This window comes from Phycicoccus ginsengisoli, from assembly GCF_054779295.1.
Genome location: NZ_BAAGYN010000011.1, coordinates 65,752 through 80,211 on the forward strand (window position 1 = coordinate 65,752; position 14,460 = coordinate 80,211).

Sequence of the window (14,460 nt, forward strand, 5' to 3'; positions counted from 1 at the left end):
GTCGCGCGCGGTCCTCGCCGCGCGGGTCACAGCTCGTCGAGGCTGGGGGCGTACGCCCCGGCCCGGCCGACCGTCACCCCGCTGGTGGCCTCGCCGCGCTCGACGGCGGGCCGCACCTCCTCCAGTGTCGCGCGCCGCAGCCGCTCCCGGGCACCCGGGTCCCCGAGCAGCCCGGCGACGACGAGGCCGGACACCAGGCCGGCCATGAACGAGTCGCCCGCGCCCACCGTGTCGACGACGTGCTCGGCGACAGCCGGGACGCGCTCGACCTCCTCGTCGGAGGCCACGCGGTAGGCGACGCCGTCGGCGCCCAGGGTCACCAGCGCCAGCAGGGCGCCGAGCCCGACCCAGTGCGCCATGACCTGCTCGGGCGTCCGGCCCGGGTAGAGCAGCTCGAGATCGTCCTCGCTGGCCTTGACCACGTCGCTCAGCGCCACGAGCTCCTCGACCCGCACGCGGACGGCGGCGAGGTCTCCCATGATGCTGGGGCGGATGTTGGGGTCGTAGGAGGTCGTGCCGACCTCCCGCACCGCGCGCATGACCTCGGTGACGGACGCGGCCCCCGGCTCGAGCACCGTGCCGATCGACCCGGTGTGCAGGTGGCCGGTGCCCTGGGGGAGCGGGAGGGACGGGAGGCTCCAGTGCAGGTCGAACTCGTAGGTCGCCGCGCCGGTCGCGTCGAGCGTCGCCACCGCCGTGGACGTCCGGTCCTCGCCGAAGCTCTCGGGCAGGACCGTGACGCCGTGGCGGCGCAGGTGGGCGGCGATCCGCTCACCACGCTCGTCGTGGCCCAGCCAGCAGGCGAAGTCGACGGGGTGGTCGAGCCGGGCCAGGCCGACGGCGACGTTGGCGGGACTGCCGCCGACGTGCTCGACCGGCTCACCGGCACCGTCCACCACGATGTCGACGAGGGCCTCCCCGACGACGAGCAGCCGGGGGTTCATGCCCGGCCCGCTGCGGCGTGCTCGAAGTCGATCGCGGAGTACGCGCGCAGCTTGGCGAGCTGGTGGTGGCTCTCGATGATGCGGATGGTGCCCGACTTCGAGCGCATCACCAAGGAGTGGGTGGTCATGCCACCGGCCCGGTAGCGGACGCCCTTGAGCAGCTCGCCGTCGGTGATGCCCGTGGCGACGAAGAAGCAGTTCTCGCCGCGGACGAGGTCGTCGGTGGACAGGACGCGGTCGAGGTCGTGACCGGCGTCGACGGCGCGCTGGCGCTCCTCGTCGTCGGTGGGCCACAGCCGCCCCTGGATCACACCGCCGAGGCACTTGATCGCACAGGCGGTGATGATGCCCTCGGGCGTGCCCCCGACCCCCAGCAGCAGGTCGATGCCGGTGTCGTCGCGCGCGGCCATGATCGCCCCGGCGACGTCCCCGTCGGAGATGAAGCGCAGGCGGGCGCCGGCGTCGCGGACCTCCTGCGCGAGCTTCTCGTGCCGCGGGCGGTCCAGCATGACGACGGTGACGTCCTCGACGCCCTCGCGCTTGGCCCGCGCGATCCGCTTGACGTTCTCGGCCACGGGGAGCCGGATGTCGACGACGTCCGCCGCCTCCGGGCCCGTGACGAGCTTGTCCATGTAGAAGACGGCGCTGGGGTCGTACATCGCCCCGCGCTCGGCGACGGCGAGCACCGACACGGCGTTGGACTGCCCCTTGGCCGTGAGCGTGGTGCCGTCGATCGGGTCGACGGCGACGTCGCACTCCGGGCCGTTGCCGTCCCCGACCTCCTCGCCGTTGAAGAGCATGGGGGCGTCGTCCTTCTCACCCTCGCCGATCACGACGACGCCCTTCATGGACACGGTGGAGATCAGCGTCCGCATGGCCGCGACGGCCGCTCCGTCGGCACCGTTCTTGTCGCCGCGGCCGACCCAACGACCGGCAGCCATGGCGGCGGCCTCGGTGACGCGGACGAGCTCGAGCGCGAGGTTCCGGTCGGGCGCCTCCCCACCCACGCGCAGGGAAGAGGGCAGGTGCTGCTCGGACATGCATCGATCCTTCGCGCGGCGTCGGGGAAGTGCGTCCGAGCCTATCGGGGCGTGGGGGCGGTTGGCGCCTGGCGGTCCACGTCAGGGACGATGGTGCCGTGAGCACCCCCGCCCCCCGCAGTTCGTACGCCAACGGGTCCGTGGCCAACATGATCCGCTCGCTGGTCGTCGTCGGCGCGATCGTCGCCGTGCTCATCGCCGTCGTCCCTCGCGTCAACCAGGTCAGCCAGCCGCCGGTGGACGTCGGCTCGGTCGCCACCCAGGTGGCCACCGACACGAAGTGGCCGATCGAGGCCCCCCAAGGCCTGCCGAACGGCTGGAAGGCCACGAGCGTGCGGTACGTCCGCTCCACCGACGGCCTCATGACCTGGCACGCTGGCTACCAGTCGCCCACCGGCAACTACGTCGCGCTCGAGCAGACCAAGGACGCCACGGCGGGCTGGCTGTCGGCACAGACGAACCGCGCCCCCCGGACGGGGGAGGTGCAGGTCGCGGGCCTGACGTGGGGGACCTACGTCCGTACCGGCAAGGTGCAGAACAGCCTGGTGCACCAGGCCGAGTCGCCGGGGCAGCTCACGACCATCGTGACCGGCACCGGGACGTTCGAGGAGCTGTCGACGTTCGCCGAGTCGCTCCGCCCGGTCGCCGCCGGCAGCTGAGACGCCGGGGCCGCGTGCTCGCCGCGGTGACGCGGCTCATCCTGTGCGGAGGCGCCCGGACCGCCTCGGCGGGTCAGTCGCCGGCGAGCGCCTCGTCGCTGTCGGCGAGGGCGGACTCGGCGCCGTCGAGCCACGTGCTGCAGTGCGCGGCCAGCGCCTCGCCCCGCCGCCACAGCCGCATGCTCTCCTCGAGGCCGCTCTGGCCGCCCTCGAGCTGGGCCACGATCGAGATGAGCTCGTCGCGGGCGTCCTCGTAGGACAGCTCGGCGACGTCGGCGAACTCCTCGGTGTCTGAGGCGTCGTCCGCCGGTGCCGCTGCCGCCCGCTCGCTCCTGGCCATGACCGCCACCCTAGGACAGCCCGACGACACGCACGCCGAAGTCCCCTCGGGCCACCCGCACGCGCAGCAGCTCGTCCACCTCGAGCTCGGACTGGTCGAGGACCACGCGTCCGTCACGGTGCTGCACCACGGCATAACCCCGCTCGAGGGTGGACTGTGGCGACAGGGCGCGCACCTGCGCCCGCAGGTGGCCCACCTGGTCGCTCGCCCGGTGGACTGCCGCCTGGACCCGGCGCCGTGCCCGGTCGCGCAGGGCGTCGAGCTCCCGCCGGCGCACCTCCAGCATCGCCGAGGGGTCGGCCATGACCGGCCGTGAGCGGATCGCGACGAGGTGCCGCCGCTCGGCCTCGACGCGCCGGCGCAGGGCCCCTCGGGCGCGCTCGGCCGCTTGTCGTACGCCCTCGCGCTCGGCGTGCGCGTCTGGGACCACCCGCTTGCCCGCGTCGGTCGGGGTGGAGGCCCGCCAGTCGGCGACGTGGTCGAGCAGGGGGGTGTCGACGTCGTGGCCGATCGCGGAGACGACCGGCGTGCGGGCGGCCGCGACGGCCCGCACGAGCGCCTCGTTGCTGAAGGGCAGGAGGTCCTCGACCGACCCGCCACCGCGCGCGATGACGATGACGTCGACCTCGGGGTCGGCGTCGAGCTCGGTCAGGGCCGCCGTGACCTCCTGGACCGCCGTCGGGCCCTGGACCGCGACCTCGCGGATGGCGAAGCGGACGGACGGCCAGCGGCGCCGGGCGTTCTCGACCACGTCCTTCTCCGCGGCGCTGGCCCGGCCGCAGACCAGCCCCACGGTGCGGGGCAGGAAGGGCAGTTGCTTCTTGCGGTCGGGGTCGAAGACACCCTCGGACGCCAGCAGCTGCTTGAGGTGCTCGACCCGCGCGAGCAGCTCGCCGACGCCGACCGGCCGGATCTGGCGGGCGTCGAGCATGAGCGAGCCGCGCTGGGTCCAGAAGACGGGCTTGGCCTGCAGGACGACGCGCGCGCCCTGGCTGAGCGGCGTCGGCATGGCGTCGAGCGCGTTGACCTGGATCGCGACGGAGAGGGACATGTCGACGTCCGGGTCGCGCAGGGTGAGGTATGCCGTGCGCGCACCGGGGCGGCGGGTGAGCTGGACGACCTGCCCCTCGACCCACAGGACCGACATCTTCTCGACGTACTCGGCGATCTTCATGCTGAGCAGGCGCACCGGCCACGGCTGCTCGGGCGAGGTGTCGGCTGCCCGCTCCGGCAGGGGGGCGCGCGGCGCGGGGCTGCTCACGCGCCAACTCTAGGAGGTCCCTGGGACGGTCCTTCGGGAAGAAGTGCCCAATCTCCCCCCAGGATGGGTATCTTCCCCTCGATTCCGGAGAGTGGGCACTTCTTCGCGGGGTGGGGCCGGGCAGTTCTTCGAGGTGGGGACGCTCGACCTACGATGGGGGCATGAGCGAACCGACCAAGCGAGTGCTGCTGGCCGCTCCGCGCGGGTACTGTGCGGGCGTCGACCGGGCCGTCGTCACGGTCGAGAAGGCGCTCGAGCTGTACGGGCCCCCGGTGTACGTGCGCAAGGAGATCGTGCACAACAAGCACGTGGTCACGACGCTGGAGAAGCGCGGGGCCATCTTCGTGGAGGAGACCGACGAGGTGCCCGAGGGCGCGACGGTCATCTTCTCGGCCCACGGTGTGGCGCCGGTGGTCCACGAGGAGGCCAGGACGCTCAACCTCAAGACCATCGACGCCACCTGCCCGTTGGTCACCAAGGTGCACCGCGAGGCGGTCCGCTTCGCCGGTGACGACTTCGACATCCTGCTCATCGGCCACGAGGGGCACGAGGAGGTCGTCGGCACCTCGGGCGAGGCGCCGGAGCACATCACGCTCGTGGACGGCCCGGACGACGTCGCCAACATCACCGTCCGCGACCCGAAGAAGGTCGTCTGGCTGTCGCAGACCACCCTGTCGGTCGACGAGACCATGGAGACGGTGCGCCGGCTGCGCGAGCGGTTCCCCGCCCTGCAGGACCCGCCGAGCGACGACATCTGCTACGCCACGCAGAACCGCCAGCTCGCGGTCAAGCAGATGGCGCCGCAGTGCGACCTCATGATCGTGGTGGGCTCGCGGAACTCCTCGAACTCCGTGCGGCTCGTCGAGGTCGCGCTGGAGCACGGCTCGCGGGTGGGGCACCTGGTCGACTACGCCGACGAGATCGACGAGGCGTGGCTCGACGGGGTGTCCACCGTTGGCGTCACGTCCGGCGCCTCCGTGCCCGAGGTGCTGGTCCGCGACGTGCTGACCTACCTCGCCGAGCGCGGGTTCGCCGACGTCCAGCCGGTCGTGGCCGCCGAGGAGAGCCTCCTCTTCGCCCTGCCCAACGAGATCCGCCGCGACCTCAAGGCCCGGGGCATGAGCGACAAGATGCGCCACGACGCGGCGTTCGAGGAGGCCGGCTCACTCCACTGAGCCGCGGCGCGACCGGATATGCGGTGGATGAGACCACCGGCGCCGGTACGGTCTGACCATGATCGGCTTGGCTGACGCGCGCACCCGGATGACGAGACGGCTCGTCGCGCGGGCGACCGGCGGGGGCCCGGTGGACCTGAGCACCCTCGAGGCGGTGCCGCGCCGGCTGCTGCGGCCGCTGCGCCGCACCGGGCTGGACCCGGTGGCCCGCCTCGGTCGGACCACTCCGGAGCCGGTGCACCGGTTGGCGCACATGTTCGGGATGAACATCTGGCTGGTGTCCGGGCACGCCGAGGCCAAGGCGGTCCTGGCCGACCAGGCCAGCTTCAGCAACGACATCCGGCCGTACGTCGGCCTCGCCGGTGCGCGGGTCGGCGGCCTGGGCTTCACCGACCCGCCCGAGCACACCCGGCTGCGCTCGCTGCTCACCCCGGAGTTCACGATGCGCCGGATCGAGCGGCTGGCCCCGCGGGTCCAGGCCATCGTCGACGCCCAGCTCGACGACCTGGCGGCACGCGGACCGGTCGTCGACCTCGTGGAGGCCTTCGCGTTCCCCGTGCCGTTCCTGGTGATCTGCGAGCTCCTCGGCCTGCCCCCCGAGGACCGCGACAAGTTCCGCGCCCTCAGCCACGCGCGGTTCGACGTCACGGCGGGAGGCTCCGGCGCCTTCGGTGCCATCTCGGAGAGCCAGGAGTTCCTGCTGGCCGCCACCCGCCGTCAGCGGCGCGAACCCGGGGACGGCCTGCTCGGCCGGATCATCGCCGCCCTGGGGGACGACGTCTCCGACGAGGAGATCGCCGGCCTCGCCGACGGTGTCTTCACCGGCGGCTACGAGACGACGGCGAGCATGCTGGCCCTGGGCTCGCTGGTCCTGCTGCGGGACCGACGCCACTTCGACCTCGTGCGCGACGACGACGCCGCCATCGACCGGGTGGTCGAGGAGATGCTGCGCTACCTCACCGTCGTCCAGATCGCCTTCCCCCGCTTCGCCAAGGTCGACGTCGAGCTCTTCGGCCAGCAGGTCAGCAAGGGCGACGTCGTCATCGCCGCCCTGAGCCGGGCCGATCGCGACCACCGCGTCGGACCCGACCTGGACACGTTCGACCCGCACCGGCCGCCGTCGCCCCACCTGGCGTTCGGGTACGGCTTCCACCGCTGCGTCGGGGCGGAGCTCGCGCGGCTGGAGCTGCGGACCGCCTTCCCCCGGCTGGTCCGACGTTTCCCGGAGCTCTCGCTGGCGGCGGACCCGTCGGACCTGCGCTTCCGCGACCAGTCGATCGTCTACGCGGTGGACTCCCTGCCGGTCCACCTCGGGCCGTCCTCAGGCACGTCCAGGCTGAGCTGAGGACGCTCGTCCTGCGCGGTCGCGGCCTCGATCAGCTCCATCGCCGTGAGCACGCGTGGGCCGGCCTCGACCGGGCGCACCACGGGCAGCTCGTCCTCGACCACCTCGAGCGAGTGCATCCGCCGGGCGGACACCAGGACCCGGGACTCCAGCGCACCGACCATCTGGTTGTACGCCTCGACGGACCGCTGGAGCGACCCACCCATCCGTGAGACGTGGCTGCCCAGGGTCCCGAGCCGGTCGTACAGCTCACGGCCCACCGCCATCAGCTCGCGGGCCCCGGCCGTCAGGGCGTCCTGCTGCCAGGTGAACGCGACGGTGCGCAACAGCGCCAGCAGGGACCCCGGACCCACGAGCACGACCCGGCGTGCCATCGCCGCCTCGTGCAGGCTCGGGTCCGCGGCCAGGGCGGCGGACAGCATGGCCTCGCTCGGCACGAAGCAGACCACCATCTCCGGGGAGGTCTCGAACGCCGACCAGTAGTCCTTCTCGGCCAGGCCGCGTACGTGCGACCCGAGGTGGGTCGCGTGCTCGCGCAGCAGACGGGTGCGCTCCCCGGCCTCGAGGTCGTCGGCCTGCGCCCGCAGGAACGCCACCATCGGGGCCTTGGAGTCGACGACGAGGAACTTCTCTCCGGGCAGCCTGACCACGACGTCCGGGCGGACCCGCCGCTGGTGCCTGCTGACCCGGCTCACCTGCTCGTCGAAGTCGCACCGCGCGAGCAGGCCGGCGTGCTCGAGCACCCGGCGCAGCTGCACCTCGCCCCACGCGCCGCGGACGGTGGACGCGTTGAGCGACCCGGCCAGGCTCTGCGTCTGGCGGTCCAGCGAGCTGGTCGAGGCCTGCACCTGCGCGATCGTCTGCTCGAGCGCGGCGTACTGGCTCGTCCGGTCGCGCTCCAGCACGCCCACCTGCTGCTCGACACGACCGAGGGCCTCCCGCAGGGGGCCGAGGGCCGCGGCGGTCTGGGCGTCCTCGGTGACGGCGGCCTCGAGGTCTACCACGCGCTCGCGCAGGAGGTCGGCCTCGGTGCTCGCGGCCGCAACCCGTGCGGCTGCCGCGGAACGGGCCAGCCAGGCGCCCAGGGCAGCGCCGAGCAGGAGTCCGGCCACCAGCGCGAGCACGAGTTCCATGGCCGCGACCATGCCACCTGCCACCGACAGGCAGCCACCGATAGCGTCAGGACATGCCGGAGACCGCAGCCGAGTACGACGCCCGCATCCGCCAGCACTCCGACGGCGGCGGCCGGCTGGACCTGCTGGCCGGCGGCACGGTCCATGTCTGAGACCGTGACGCCGCTCGTCGACGGCGACCTCGCGCTGCACCCCACCGAGGGGGATGCCGGCACCCACGCCTTCGCGCTCGTCTGGGAGGGCGCGCAGGTCGGTCGGGTGGAGCTGCTGGTCGACGAGGAGGATGCCGACGTCCTGTGGGTGGTCGTCCCCGAGTACCGCGCGGTCGGCATCGCCGAGCGCGCGCTGCGCCTGCTGCTCGACTGGGCTGTCGAGGAGCTCGGGCTGGCGAGAATCGAGGCGCGGGTGCCCGACTCCGACCGCGACTCGGTGCGCGCCGCCGTCCGGTCCGGTATGCGACGCGAGGGCATCGCTCGCGCCGCCCGCGTCGGCGGGGACAGCAGGGGAGACGTCGTGGTGCTCGCGCGCGTCGCCTCCGACCCGCCGCCGGACAGCCGAGAGGGCTTCATCGGCATCCTCAACGCCACCCTGCCGACCAAGCGCGCGATCGCCCAGGGGGTGCTCCGTGACGCCGAGGGCCGGGTGCTGCTGTGCGAGCTGACCTACAAGGACGAGTGGGACCTGCCGGGCGGCGTCGTCGACCCGTCGGAGTCGCCGGCGCAGTGCCTCGTCCGTGAGGTGCGCGAGGAGCTCGGCCTCGACGTCGAGGTGCGCCGGCTGCTCGCGGTCAACTGGCTGCCGCCGTGGCGCGGCTGGACCGACGCCACCGTGTTCGTCTTCGAGCTGGGGCTCGAGGACGTCGACGGCATCAAGGACCGGGCGACCCTGCAGCGCAGGGAGATCCGCGCCCTCCACTTCGCGGACGAGGAGGCCTGGGAGGGGCGGGTCGCCGCCTACAACCAGCGCCTGCTGGCCTTCCTCGGCACCCACACCGGCCCCACGGCATACCTCGAGGACGGGCTCCCGGCCCTCTGAGGCGGTCCTGCGAGGAACAAAACCGCAGGTCAGGGGCTCGCTCGGCGTGCGAGGTGGGAGTGAGGGCACTAGCCTCGCGGAGTCATCCTGCCGGGGGAAACCGTCACCAACGGAGTGCACCATGACTGACCCGAACCAGCCGCTGACCGCGGAGGAGCTCGCCGCCGAGGGGGGCACCGCCCTGCCCGACAAGGAGGTCATCAGCCTCCTGGACCTCAACGCGGACCTCGACCTCGGGCTCGACGCCGCAGCGCCGATCGACCTGGCCGTCGCGGCGAACGCGAACGTCGCCGCCCCGATCGAGGCCGCCGTGGGCGCCAACGTGCTCTCCGTCGGCTCCGACGCGCAGGCGCTGGCCTCGCAGGGCGCGCACATCGACCAGGGCATCACCGGCGAGGCGATCGCCCACGGCACCCAGGGCTCGACCATCGACCAGACCGACGCGGCACCCGCGCCCGCCGACGGCACGGACGCGACGGCCCCTGCCACGGACACCACGGCCCCGGCCACGGACACGACGGTCCCGACCGACGGCACCGTCCCCACCGACGGCACCGTCCCCACCGACGGCACCGTCCCGACGGGCGCGGCCGGCCCGCTCGACGGCCCGCTGCTCAACGTCGACGTCAACCTCGCCACCGACCTCAACCTCGCCGCGCCCATCGCCGGTGCGGTCGCCGCCAACGCCAACGTCGCGGCGCCGGTCGACGCGTCCGTGGCGGGGAACATCGGGTCGGTCGACTCGCACGCGGCGGCCCTGGCCCAGCAGGACGTCAGCATCACGCAGCACGTCGACGCCGACGCGAACGCGACGACGGACCAGTCCTCGGACATCTCGCAGTAACCGGGCCGGAACCGCACCACCGTGCCTCCCCTCGAGGGGCCCAGCGCCCCCACCGGGTCCGACGCTGCCCCTGCACCTGCCGGTGCAGGGGCAGCCACCCGGCCGCGCCCCGGGAGCGCGGCCGGTTCCGCCGTGCCCGTTCCCGCCGACGGGGTCCAGCTGCTCGGGGAGGTGCCCGGGTCCGGCTACCGCCAGGCGCCGGCCCTCGTCCGCCGTGGTGACGGGCAGACCATCCAGCTCACCCCGCTGCTGTATGCCGTGCTGGCGCAGGTCGACGGCCAGCGCACCGTCGCCCAGGTGGCAGAGGCCGTCGGGGCGGCGATCGGGCGGCAGGTGCGGCCCGAGGACGTCGAGACGCTGTGCGACGCCAAGCTCCGCACGCTGGGCCTGCTCAAGAAGGCGGACGGGTCCGATCCCCAGCTCAAACGCTCGAACCCGTTGCTGGCACTGCGTTTCCGCTATGTCGTCACCGACCCGAAGGTCACGCGGCGGGTCACCGCTCCGTTCGCGCTGCTGTTCGCGCCGGTCGTCGTCGCCGTCCTGGTGGCGGCGTTCCTCGCCGTCTGCGGCTGGGTGCTCCTGCACAAGGGCCTGGCCTCGGCGACCCACCAGGCCTTCCAGCAGCCCGCCCTGCTGCTGGCCGTCTTCGCGCTCACCGTGGTGTCCGCGGGGTTCCACGAGTTCGGGCACGCCGCTGCTGCGCGCTACGGCGGCGCGACACCGGGGGCGATGGGGACGGGCCTCTACCTCGTGTGGCCGGCGTTCTACACGGACGTCACCGACAGCTACCGCCTGGGGCGCGCCGGTCGCGTGCGCACCGACCTCGGCGGCCTGTACTTCAACGCCATCGTCGCCGTCGCCATGTTCGGCGCCTGGTGGGCCACGGGCTGGGACGCCATCCTGCTCATCATCGCCACCCAGGTGCTGCAGATGGTGCGCCAGCTCGCCCCGCTCGTGCGGTTCGACGGCTACCACGTCCTCGCCGACGTCACGGGCGTGCCCGACCTCTACCACCGGATCAAGCCCACCCTGCTCTCCCTGCTGCCCCGGCACTGGAACCACCCCGAGGCCACCGTCCTCAAGCCCTGGGCGCGCGCGGTCGTGACGACGTGGGTCCTGGTGGTGGTGCCGATGCTGGCGTTCTCGACCGTGATGATGGTGCTGAGCTTCCCGCGCGTCGCCGGGACGGCGTGGGCGTCGGTCGCGCGGCAGTGGGCCCGGATGGAGGGCCAGCTCGCCGAGGGCGACGTGCTCGCGGTGCTGGTGCGGGTCCTGTCGATCGTGGCGATCGCGCTGCCCGTGCTGGGCGTCGTGCTCATCGTGTCGCGCCTGGTCCGCAGGGTCGCGGTGGGCACGTGGCGCAGCACCGAGGGCCGTCCGGTACGCCGCGGGCTGGCCGGGGTGGCGGCGGTCGCCGTGGTCGCGGGGCTGGCGTGGGCGTGGTGGCCCCAGCCGGGCACGTACCGGCCGATCCAGGCCTACGAGCGGGGGACGTTGGGGGACGCGGTGAACGCGACGCTGGCGCGTTCCGGGTCGCCCACCGCTCTCGCCGAGGGACGGCAGGGGACCGGCCGGGCGATCCTGCCGGTGGGCATGCGCCTGCCCACGGCGGACTCCCCACAGGTCGCCGTCGTCATGGTGCCCAGGCCGGGGCAGACCGCGCCGGACGGCTCGGCGCTGCCGACGTGGGTGTTCCCCTTCGACCGGCCAGCACCTCCCGGGGCGGGGGACACCCAGGCCCTGGCGGTCAACACGACCGACGGCACCTCGCTCTACGACGTCGCCTTCGCCCTGGTGTGGGCCGACGAGGACACGGTCACGAACACCAACGAGGCGTACGCGCTCGCCTCCTGCACCGGCTGCCAGGCCGTCGCCGTGGCGTTCCAGGTCGTGGCCATCGTGGGCGACGCCCACGTCGTCGTGCCCCAGAACGTCGCCGCGGCGGTCAACTACAACTGCGTCCGGTGCGTCACCCAGGCGCTCGCGACCCAGCTCGTGGTGACGCTGTCCGGCCCGCTGAGCGCCCAGAGCACAGCACAGCTCGAGGCGTTGTGGGCCCAGATCGCGCAGTTCGGCCGGACGATCCGGGACGTGCCGCTGAGCGAGCTCCAGGGCCGGCTGGACGCCTACGAGCAGCAGATCCTCGCGATCCTGCGCAAGGACCCGGCGTGGGTGGAGCCGTCCGCCGGCAGCACGCCCACGACGACCTCGACCACGGGCGCGCCCACGTCGGGCTCCACGACCGGCGCCACGAGCCCCACGGCACCCTCGAGCGGGAGCTCCGGCGGCTCGGCCACCTCGAGCTCGTCCGGCTCCTCGCCGAGCGGGACGGTCAGCGGCTCCACGCCGCCGCCGTCCAGCTCCTCCCCGAGCGCGACCTCGACCCCTTCGGGCTCCACCGAGGCCACTGCCAGCCCCAGCGCGACATCGTCCGGTGCCAGCGCCGCCGGCGGCGTGGCGGACGCCACGGCCACCCCCTGAGGTGAGGCGCGGCGGCATACGCTCCTGTGGGCGCGCCGGACCCGGCGTGCAGGGACGTGCGCAGCCGACCGGAGGACGAGGGATGGACGAGCGGGTCAGCGAGTTCGACGCGGGCACGGCGGTCGTGGCGCGCCCCGGAGAGCCGGGCACCTGGGACACGGAGCTCGGTGAGGGCTGGCGCATCGGCGGTGGCGTCAACGGCGGACTGCTGCTGGCGCTGGTGGGCAGGGCGCTGGGCGAGCAGCTCGCAGCCACGGACGGGCGCGCCGCGCACCCGGACCCGTTGGCGATCAGCGCCTACTACCTGACACCCGGGGTCCCGGGACCGGCCACGGTGCGCACCGACGTCGTCCGCCGCGGTCGGGCCGTGTCGACTGCGCAGGCCTCGCTCGTGCAACCCGGCCAGGACGGCGCCGACGTGGAGCGGGTGCGGGTGCTGGCGACGTACGGCGACCTCGCCGGGCTCGACGGCGACGCCAGCACCACCGCGACGCCTCCCCAGCTGCCGCCGCCCGAGCAGTGCGTGAGCGCAGCCCAGGCGCCCCCGGACTTCCTCAAGCACGCCTCGCTGCTCGAGCGGCTCGACCTGCGGCTCGACCCGGCCACCACCGGCTGGGCCGTCGGCCGGCCCTCGGGCACCGGCGTCATCCGCGGCTGGCTGCGGATGGCCGACGGCCGCGAGCCCGACCCGCTCCTGCTCCTGCTCGCGGTCGACGCGCTGCCGCCGGTGGCGTTCGAGCTCGGCCTGCCCGGCTGGACGCCGACCCTCGAGCTCACCGCCCACGTGCGGGCGCGGCCCGCCCCCGGCTGGCTGCGCGTCAACCTCACCAGCCGCACCATGTCCGGTGGCTACCTCGAGGAGGATGCCGAGGTCTGGGACAGCGAGGGGCGGCTGGTCGCGCTCTCCCGGCAGCTCGCCCGGGCGACGCCCCCGAAACCGGCCTGACCCGGCGCACCCCCGCCGCTCGACCGGCATACCCACTCCCGCACGTGGTCGGGAGGCTGGAAAGGCGCCGGTAGACTCCTGACCCCGTGGCCCTCACTATCGGAATCGTCGGACTGCCCAACGTCGGCAAGTCCACGATGTTCAACGCCCTGACCAAGAACAACGTGCTCGCGGCGAACTACCCGTTCGCGACGATCGAGCCCAACGTCGGGGTCGTCCCGCTACCGGACGCGCGCCTGGCCAAGCTCGCCGAGATCTTCGGGTCGGAGAAGATCCTCCCGGCGACCGTGTCCTTCGTCGACATCGCCGGCATCGTCCGCGGCGCGTCCGAGGGGGAGGGCCTGGGCAACAAGTTCCTCGCCAACATCCGTGAGGCCGACGCCATCTGCCAGGTCGTGCGCGCGTTCGAGGACGGCGACGTCGTCCACGTCGACGGCAAGGTCTCGCCCGCCTCCGACATCGAGACGATCCACACCGAGCTCATCCTCGCCGACCTGCAGACCCTCGAGAAGGCCGTGCCGCGCCTGGAGAAGGAGGCGCGGATCAAGAAGGAGTCCAAGCCGCTGCTCGACAACGCCGTGGCCGCCCAGAAGGTGCTCGAGGAGGGCCACACCCTGTATGCCGCGGGCGCGGCCGCCGGGGTCGACCTCGCCGAGGCCAGGCAGCTGGGGCTGCTGACCACCAAGCCGTTCATCTACGTGTTCAACCTCGACGAGGAGCAGCTCGGCGACGCCGACCTGCACGCCTCGCTGCGCTCGCTGGTCGAGCCGGCCGACGCGGTGTTCCTCAACGCCAAGCTCGAGATGGACCTCATGGACATGGAGCCCGACGAGGCGATGGAGCTGCTCGAGTCGTTCGGGGCCACCGAGTCCGGGCTGGACCAGCTGGCCCGCACGGGGTTCCACACCCTCGGCCTGCAGACCTACCTCACGGCCGGGCCCAAGGAGTCGCGGGCCTGGACGATCAAGCAGGGCTGGACCGCCCCGCAGGCGGCCGGCGTCATCCACACCGACTTCCAGCGCGGCTTCATCAAGGCCGAGATCGTCTCCTACGACGACCTCGTCGAGGCCGGCTCGATGGCGGCGGCCAAGGCCGCCGGCAAGGTCCGCATGGAGGGCAAGGACTACGTCATGGCCGACGGCGACGTGGTCGAGTTCCGCTTCAATGTCTAGCGTCGTCGGGATTCGCTGGTAGGCGTTGAGGATTGTTCGCTTGGGGTCGAGCTGGTCCGCAGACAGTCCGCACGCCCCTCGACGC

General features: G+C 73.2%; 13 protein-coding genes. 8 read left to right on the plus strand and 5 right to left on the minus strand.

Annotated elements, in window-relative coordinates; genetic code table 11:
- Nucleotides 1-26: 26 nt before the first annotated feature.
- Nucleotides 27-944 (minus strand): carbohydrate kinase family protein, encoded by a 918-nt coding sequence (locus ACYVDO_RS17070; RefSeq protein ID WP_460938086.1) that lies wholly within the window; start codon nt 942-944, stop codon nt 27-29.
- The gene (gene glpX, locus ACYVDO_RS17075; protein WP_460938088.1) at nt 941-1,984 is read right to left on the minus strand and encodes a class II fructose-bisphosphatase; all 1,044 of its coding nucleotides are present in this window, start codon (nt 1,982-1,984) and stop codon (nt 941-943) included. Before glpX ends, ACYVDO_RS17070 begins: the two co-directional genes overlap by 4 nt.
- Before the next feature lie 98 nt (nt 1,985-2,082).
- Here glpX and ACYVDO_RS17080 point away from each other — a divergent pair, with 98 nt between their 5' ends.
- A complete protein-coding gene (locus ACYVDO_RS17080; protein WP_460938090.1) occupies nt 2,083-2,643 on the plus strand; it encodes a DUF4245 domain-containing protein in 561 nt (186 codons plus the stop codon).
- Nucleotides 2,644-2,716: 73 nt separating this feature from the next.
- Here ACYVDO_RS17080 and ACYVDO_RS17085 read toward each other — a convergent pair whose 3' ends face one another.
- Nucleotides 2,717-2,983 (minus strand): exodeoxyribonuclease VII small subunit, encoded by a 267-nt coding sequence (locus ACYVDO_RS17085; RefSeq protein WP_460938092.1) that lies wholly within the window; start codon nt 2,981-2,983, stop codon nt 2,717-2,719.
- Between the two features lie 10 nt (nt 2,984-2,993).
- A complete protein-coding gene (xseA, locus tag ACYVDO_RS17090; RefSeq protein WP_460938094.1) occupies nt 2,994-4,244 on the minus strand; it encodes an exodeoxyribonuclease VII large subunit in 1,251 nt (416 codons plus the stop codon).
- 161 nt (nt 4,245-4,405) lie between these two features.
- Between xseA and ACYVDO_RS17095 the strand changes: the two genes are divergently transcribed.
- Both ACYVDO_RS17095 and ACYVDO_RS17100 read left to right on the plus strand, forming a co-directional pair.
- The gene (locus ACYVDO_RS17095; RefSeq protein ID WP_460938097.1) at nt 4,406-5,419 is read left to right on the plus strand and encodes a 4-hydroxy-3-methylbut-2-enyl diphosphate reductase; all 1,014 of its coding nucleotides are present in this window, start codon (nt 4,406-4,408) and stop codon (nt 5,417-5,419) included.
- Nucleotides 5,420-5,477: 58 nt separating this feature from the next.
- Complete coding sequence (locus tag ACYVDO_RS17100) at nt 5,478-6,764, plus strand: cytochrome P450 (protein ID WP_460938099.1); 1,287 nt, start codon at nt 5,478-5,480, stop codon at nt 6,762-6,764.
- Here the strand turns inward: ACYVDO_RS17100 and ACYVDO_RS17105 are convergent.
- Complete coding sequence (locus ACYVDO_RS17105) at nt 6,701-7,897, minus strand: DNA recombination protein RmuC (protein ID WP_460938101.1); 1,197 nt, start codon at nt 7,895-7,897, stop codon at nt 6,701-6,703. The two genes, ACYVDO_RS17100 and ACYVDO_RS17105, sit on opposite strands and share 64 nt — an antisense overlap.
- A gap of 144 nt (nt 7,898-8,041) precedes the next feature.
- On the opposite strand from ACYVDO_RS17105, the gene ACYVDO_RS17110 reads away from it, so the two are divergent.
- The 5 genes from ACYVDO_RS17110 (at nt 8,042) to ychF (ending at nt 14,375) form a co-directional block, all read left to right on the plus strand.
- On the plus strand, nt 8,042-8,932 hold the full coding sequence (locus ACYVDO_RS17110) for an NUDIX hydrolase (protein WP_460938103.1): 891 nt from the start codon (nt 8,042-8,044) through the stop codon (nt 8,930-8,932).
- 121 nt (nt 8,933-9,053) lie between these two features.
- A complete protein-coding gene (locus tag ACYVDO_RS17115) occupies nt 9,054-9,776 on the plus strand; it encodes a peptidoglycan-binding protein (RefSeq protein ID WP_460938105.1) in 723 nt (240 codons plus the stop codon).
- Nucleotides 9,777-9,908: 132 nt separating this feature from the next.
- Nucleotides 9,909-12,257, plus strand: coding sequence for a zinc metalloprotease (locus ACYVDO_RS17120; protein WP_460938107.1), 2,349 nt, complete (start codon nt 9,909-9,911; stop codon nt 12,255-12,257).
- A gap of 82 nt (nt 12,258-12,339) precedes the next feature.
- On the plus strand, nt 12,340-13,203 hold the full coding sequence (locus ACYVDO_RS17125) for a thioesterase family protein (RefSeq protein WP_460938109.1): 864 nt from the start codon (nt 12,340-12,342) through the stop codon (nt 13,201-13,203).
- An 86-nt stretch (nt 13,204-13,289) separates the two neighbouring features.
- Complete coding sequence (gene ychF / locus ACYVDO_RS17130) at nt 13,290-14,375, plus strand: redox-regulated ATPase YchF (protein WP_460938111.1); 1,086 nt, start codon at nt 13,290-13,292, stop codon at nt 14,373-14,375.
- Nucleotides 14,376-14,460: the final 85 nt, after the last annotated feature.

Excerpts from the sequence above, each read along its gene's own strand:
- ACYVDO_RS17070 (WP_460938086.1), bottom strand. The coding sequence starts at position 944 with ATGAACCCCCGGCTGCTCGTCGTCGGGGAGGCCCTCGTCGACATCGTG.
- glpX (WP_460938088.1), bottom strand. The coding sequence starts at position 1,984 with ATGTCCGAGCAGCACCTGCCCTCTTCCCTGCGCGTGGGTGGGGAGGCG.
- ACYVDO_RS17085 (WP_460938092.1), bottom strand. The coding sequence starts at position 2,983 with ATGGCCAGGAGCGAGCGGGCGGCAGCGGCACCGGCGGACGACGCCTCA.
- ACYVDO_RS17095 (WP_460938097.1), top strand. The coding sequence starts at position 4,406 with ATGAGCGAACCGACCAAGCGAGTGCTGCTGGCCGCTCCGCGCGGGTAC.
- ACYVDO_RS17100 (WP_460938099.1), top strand. The coding sequence starts at position 5,478 with ATGATCGGCTTGGCTGACGCGCGCACCCGGATGACGAGACGGCTCGTC.
- ACYVDO_RS17105 (WP_460938101.1), bottom strand. The coding sequence starts at position 7,897 with ATGGAACTCGTGCTCGCGCTGGTGGCCGGACTCCTGCTCGGCGCTGCC.
- ACYVDO_RS17110 (WP_460938103.1), top strand. The coding sequence starts at position 8,042 with ATGTCTGAGACCGTGACGCCGCTCGTCGACGGCGACCTCGCGCTGCAC.
- ACYVDO_RS17115 (WP_460938105.1), top strand. The coding sequence starts at position 9,054 with ATGACTGACCCGAACCAGCCGCTGACCGCGGAGGAGCTCGCCGCCGAG.
- ACYVDO_RS17125 (WP_460938109.1), top strand. The coding sequence starts at position 12,340 with ATGGACGAGCGGGTCAGCGAGTTCGACGCGGGCACGGCGGTCGTGGCG.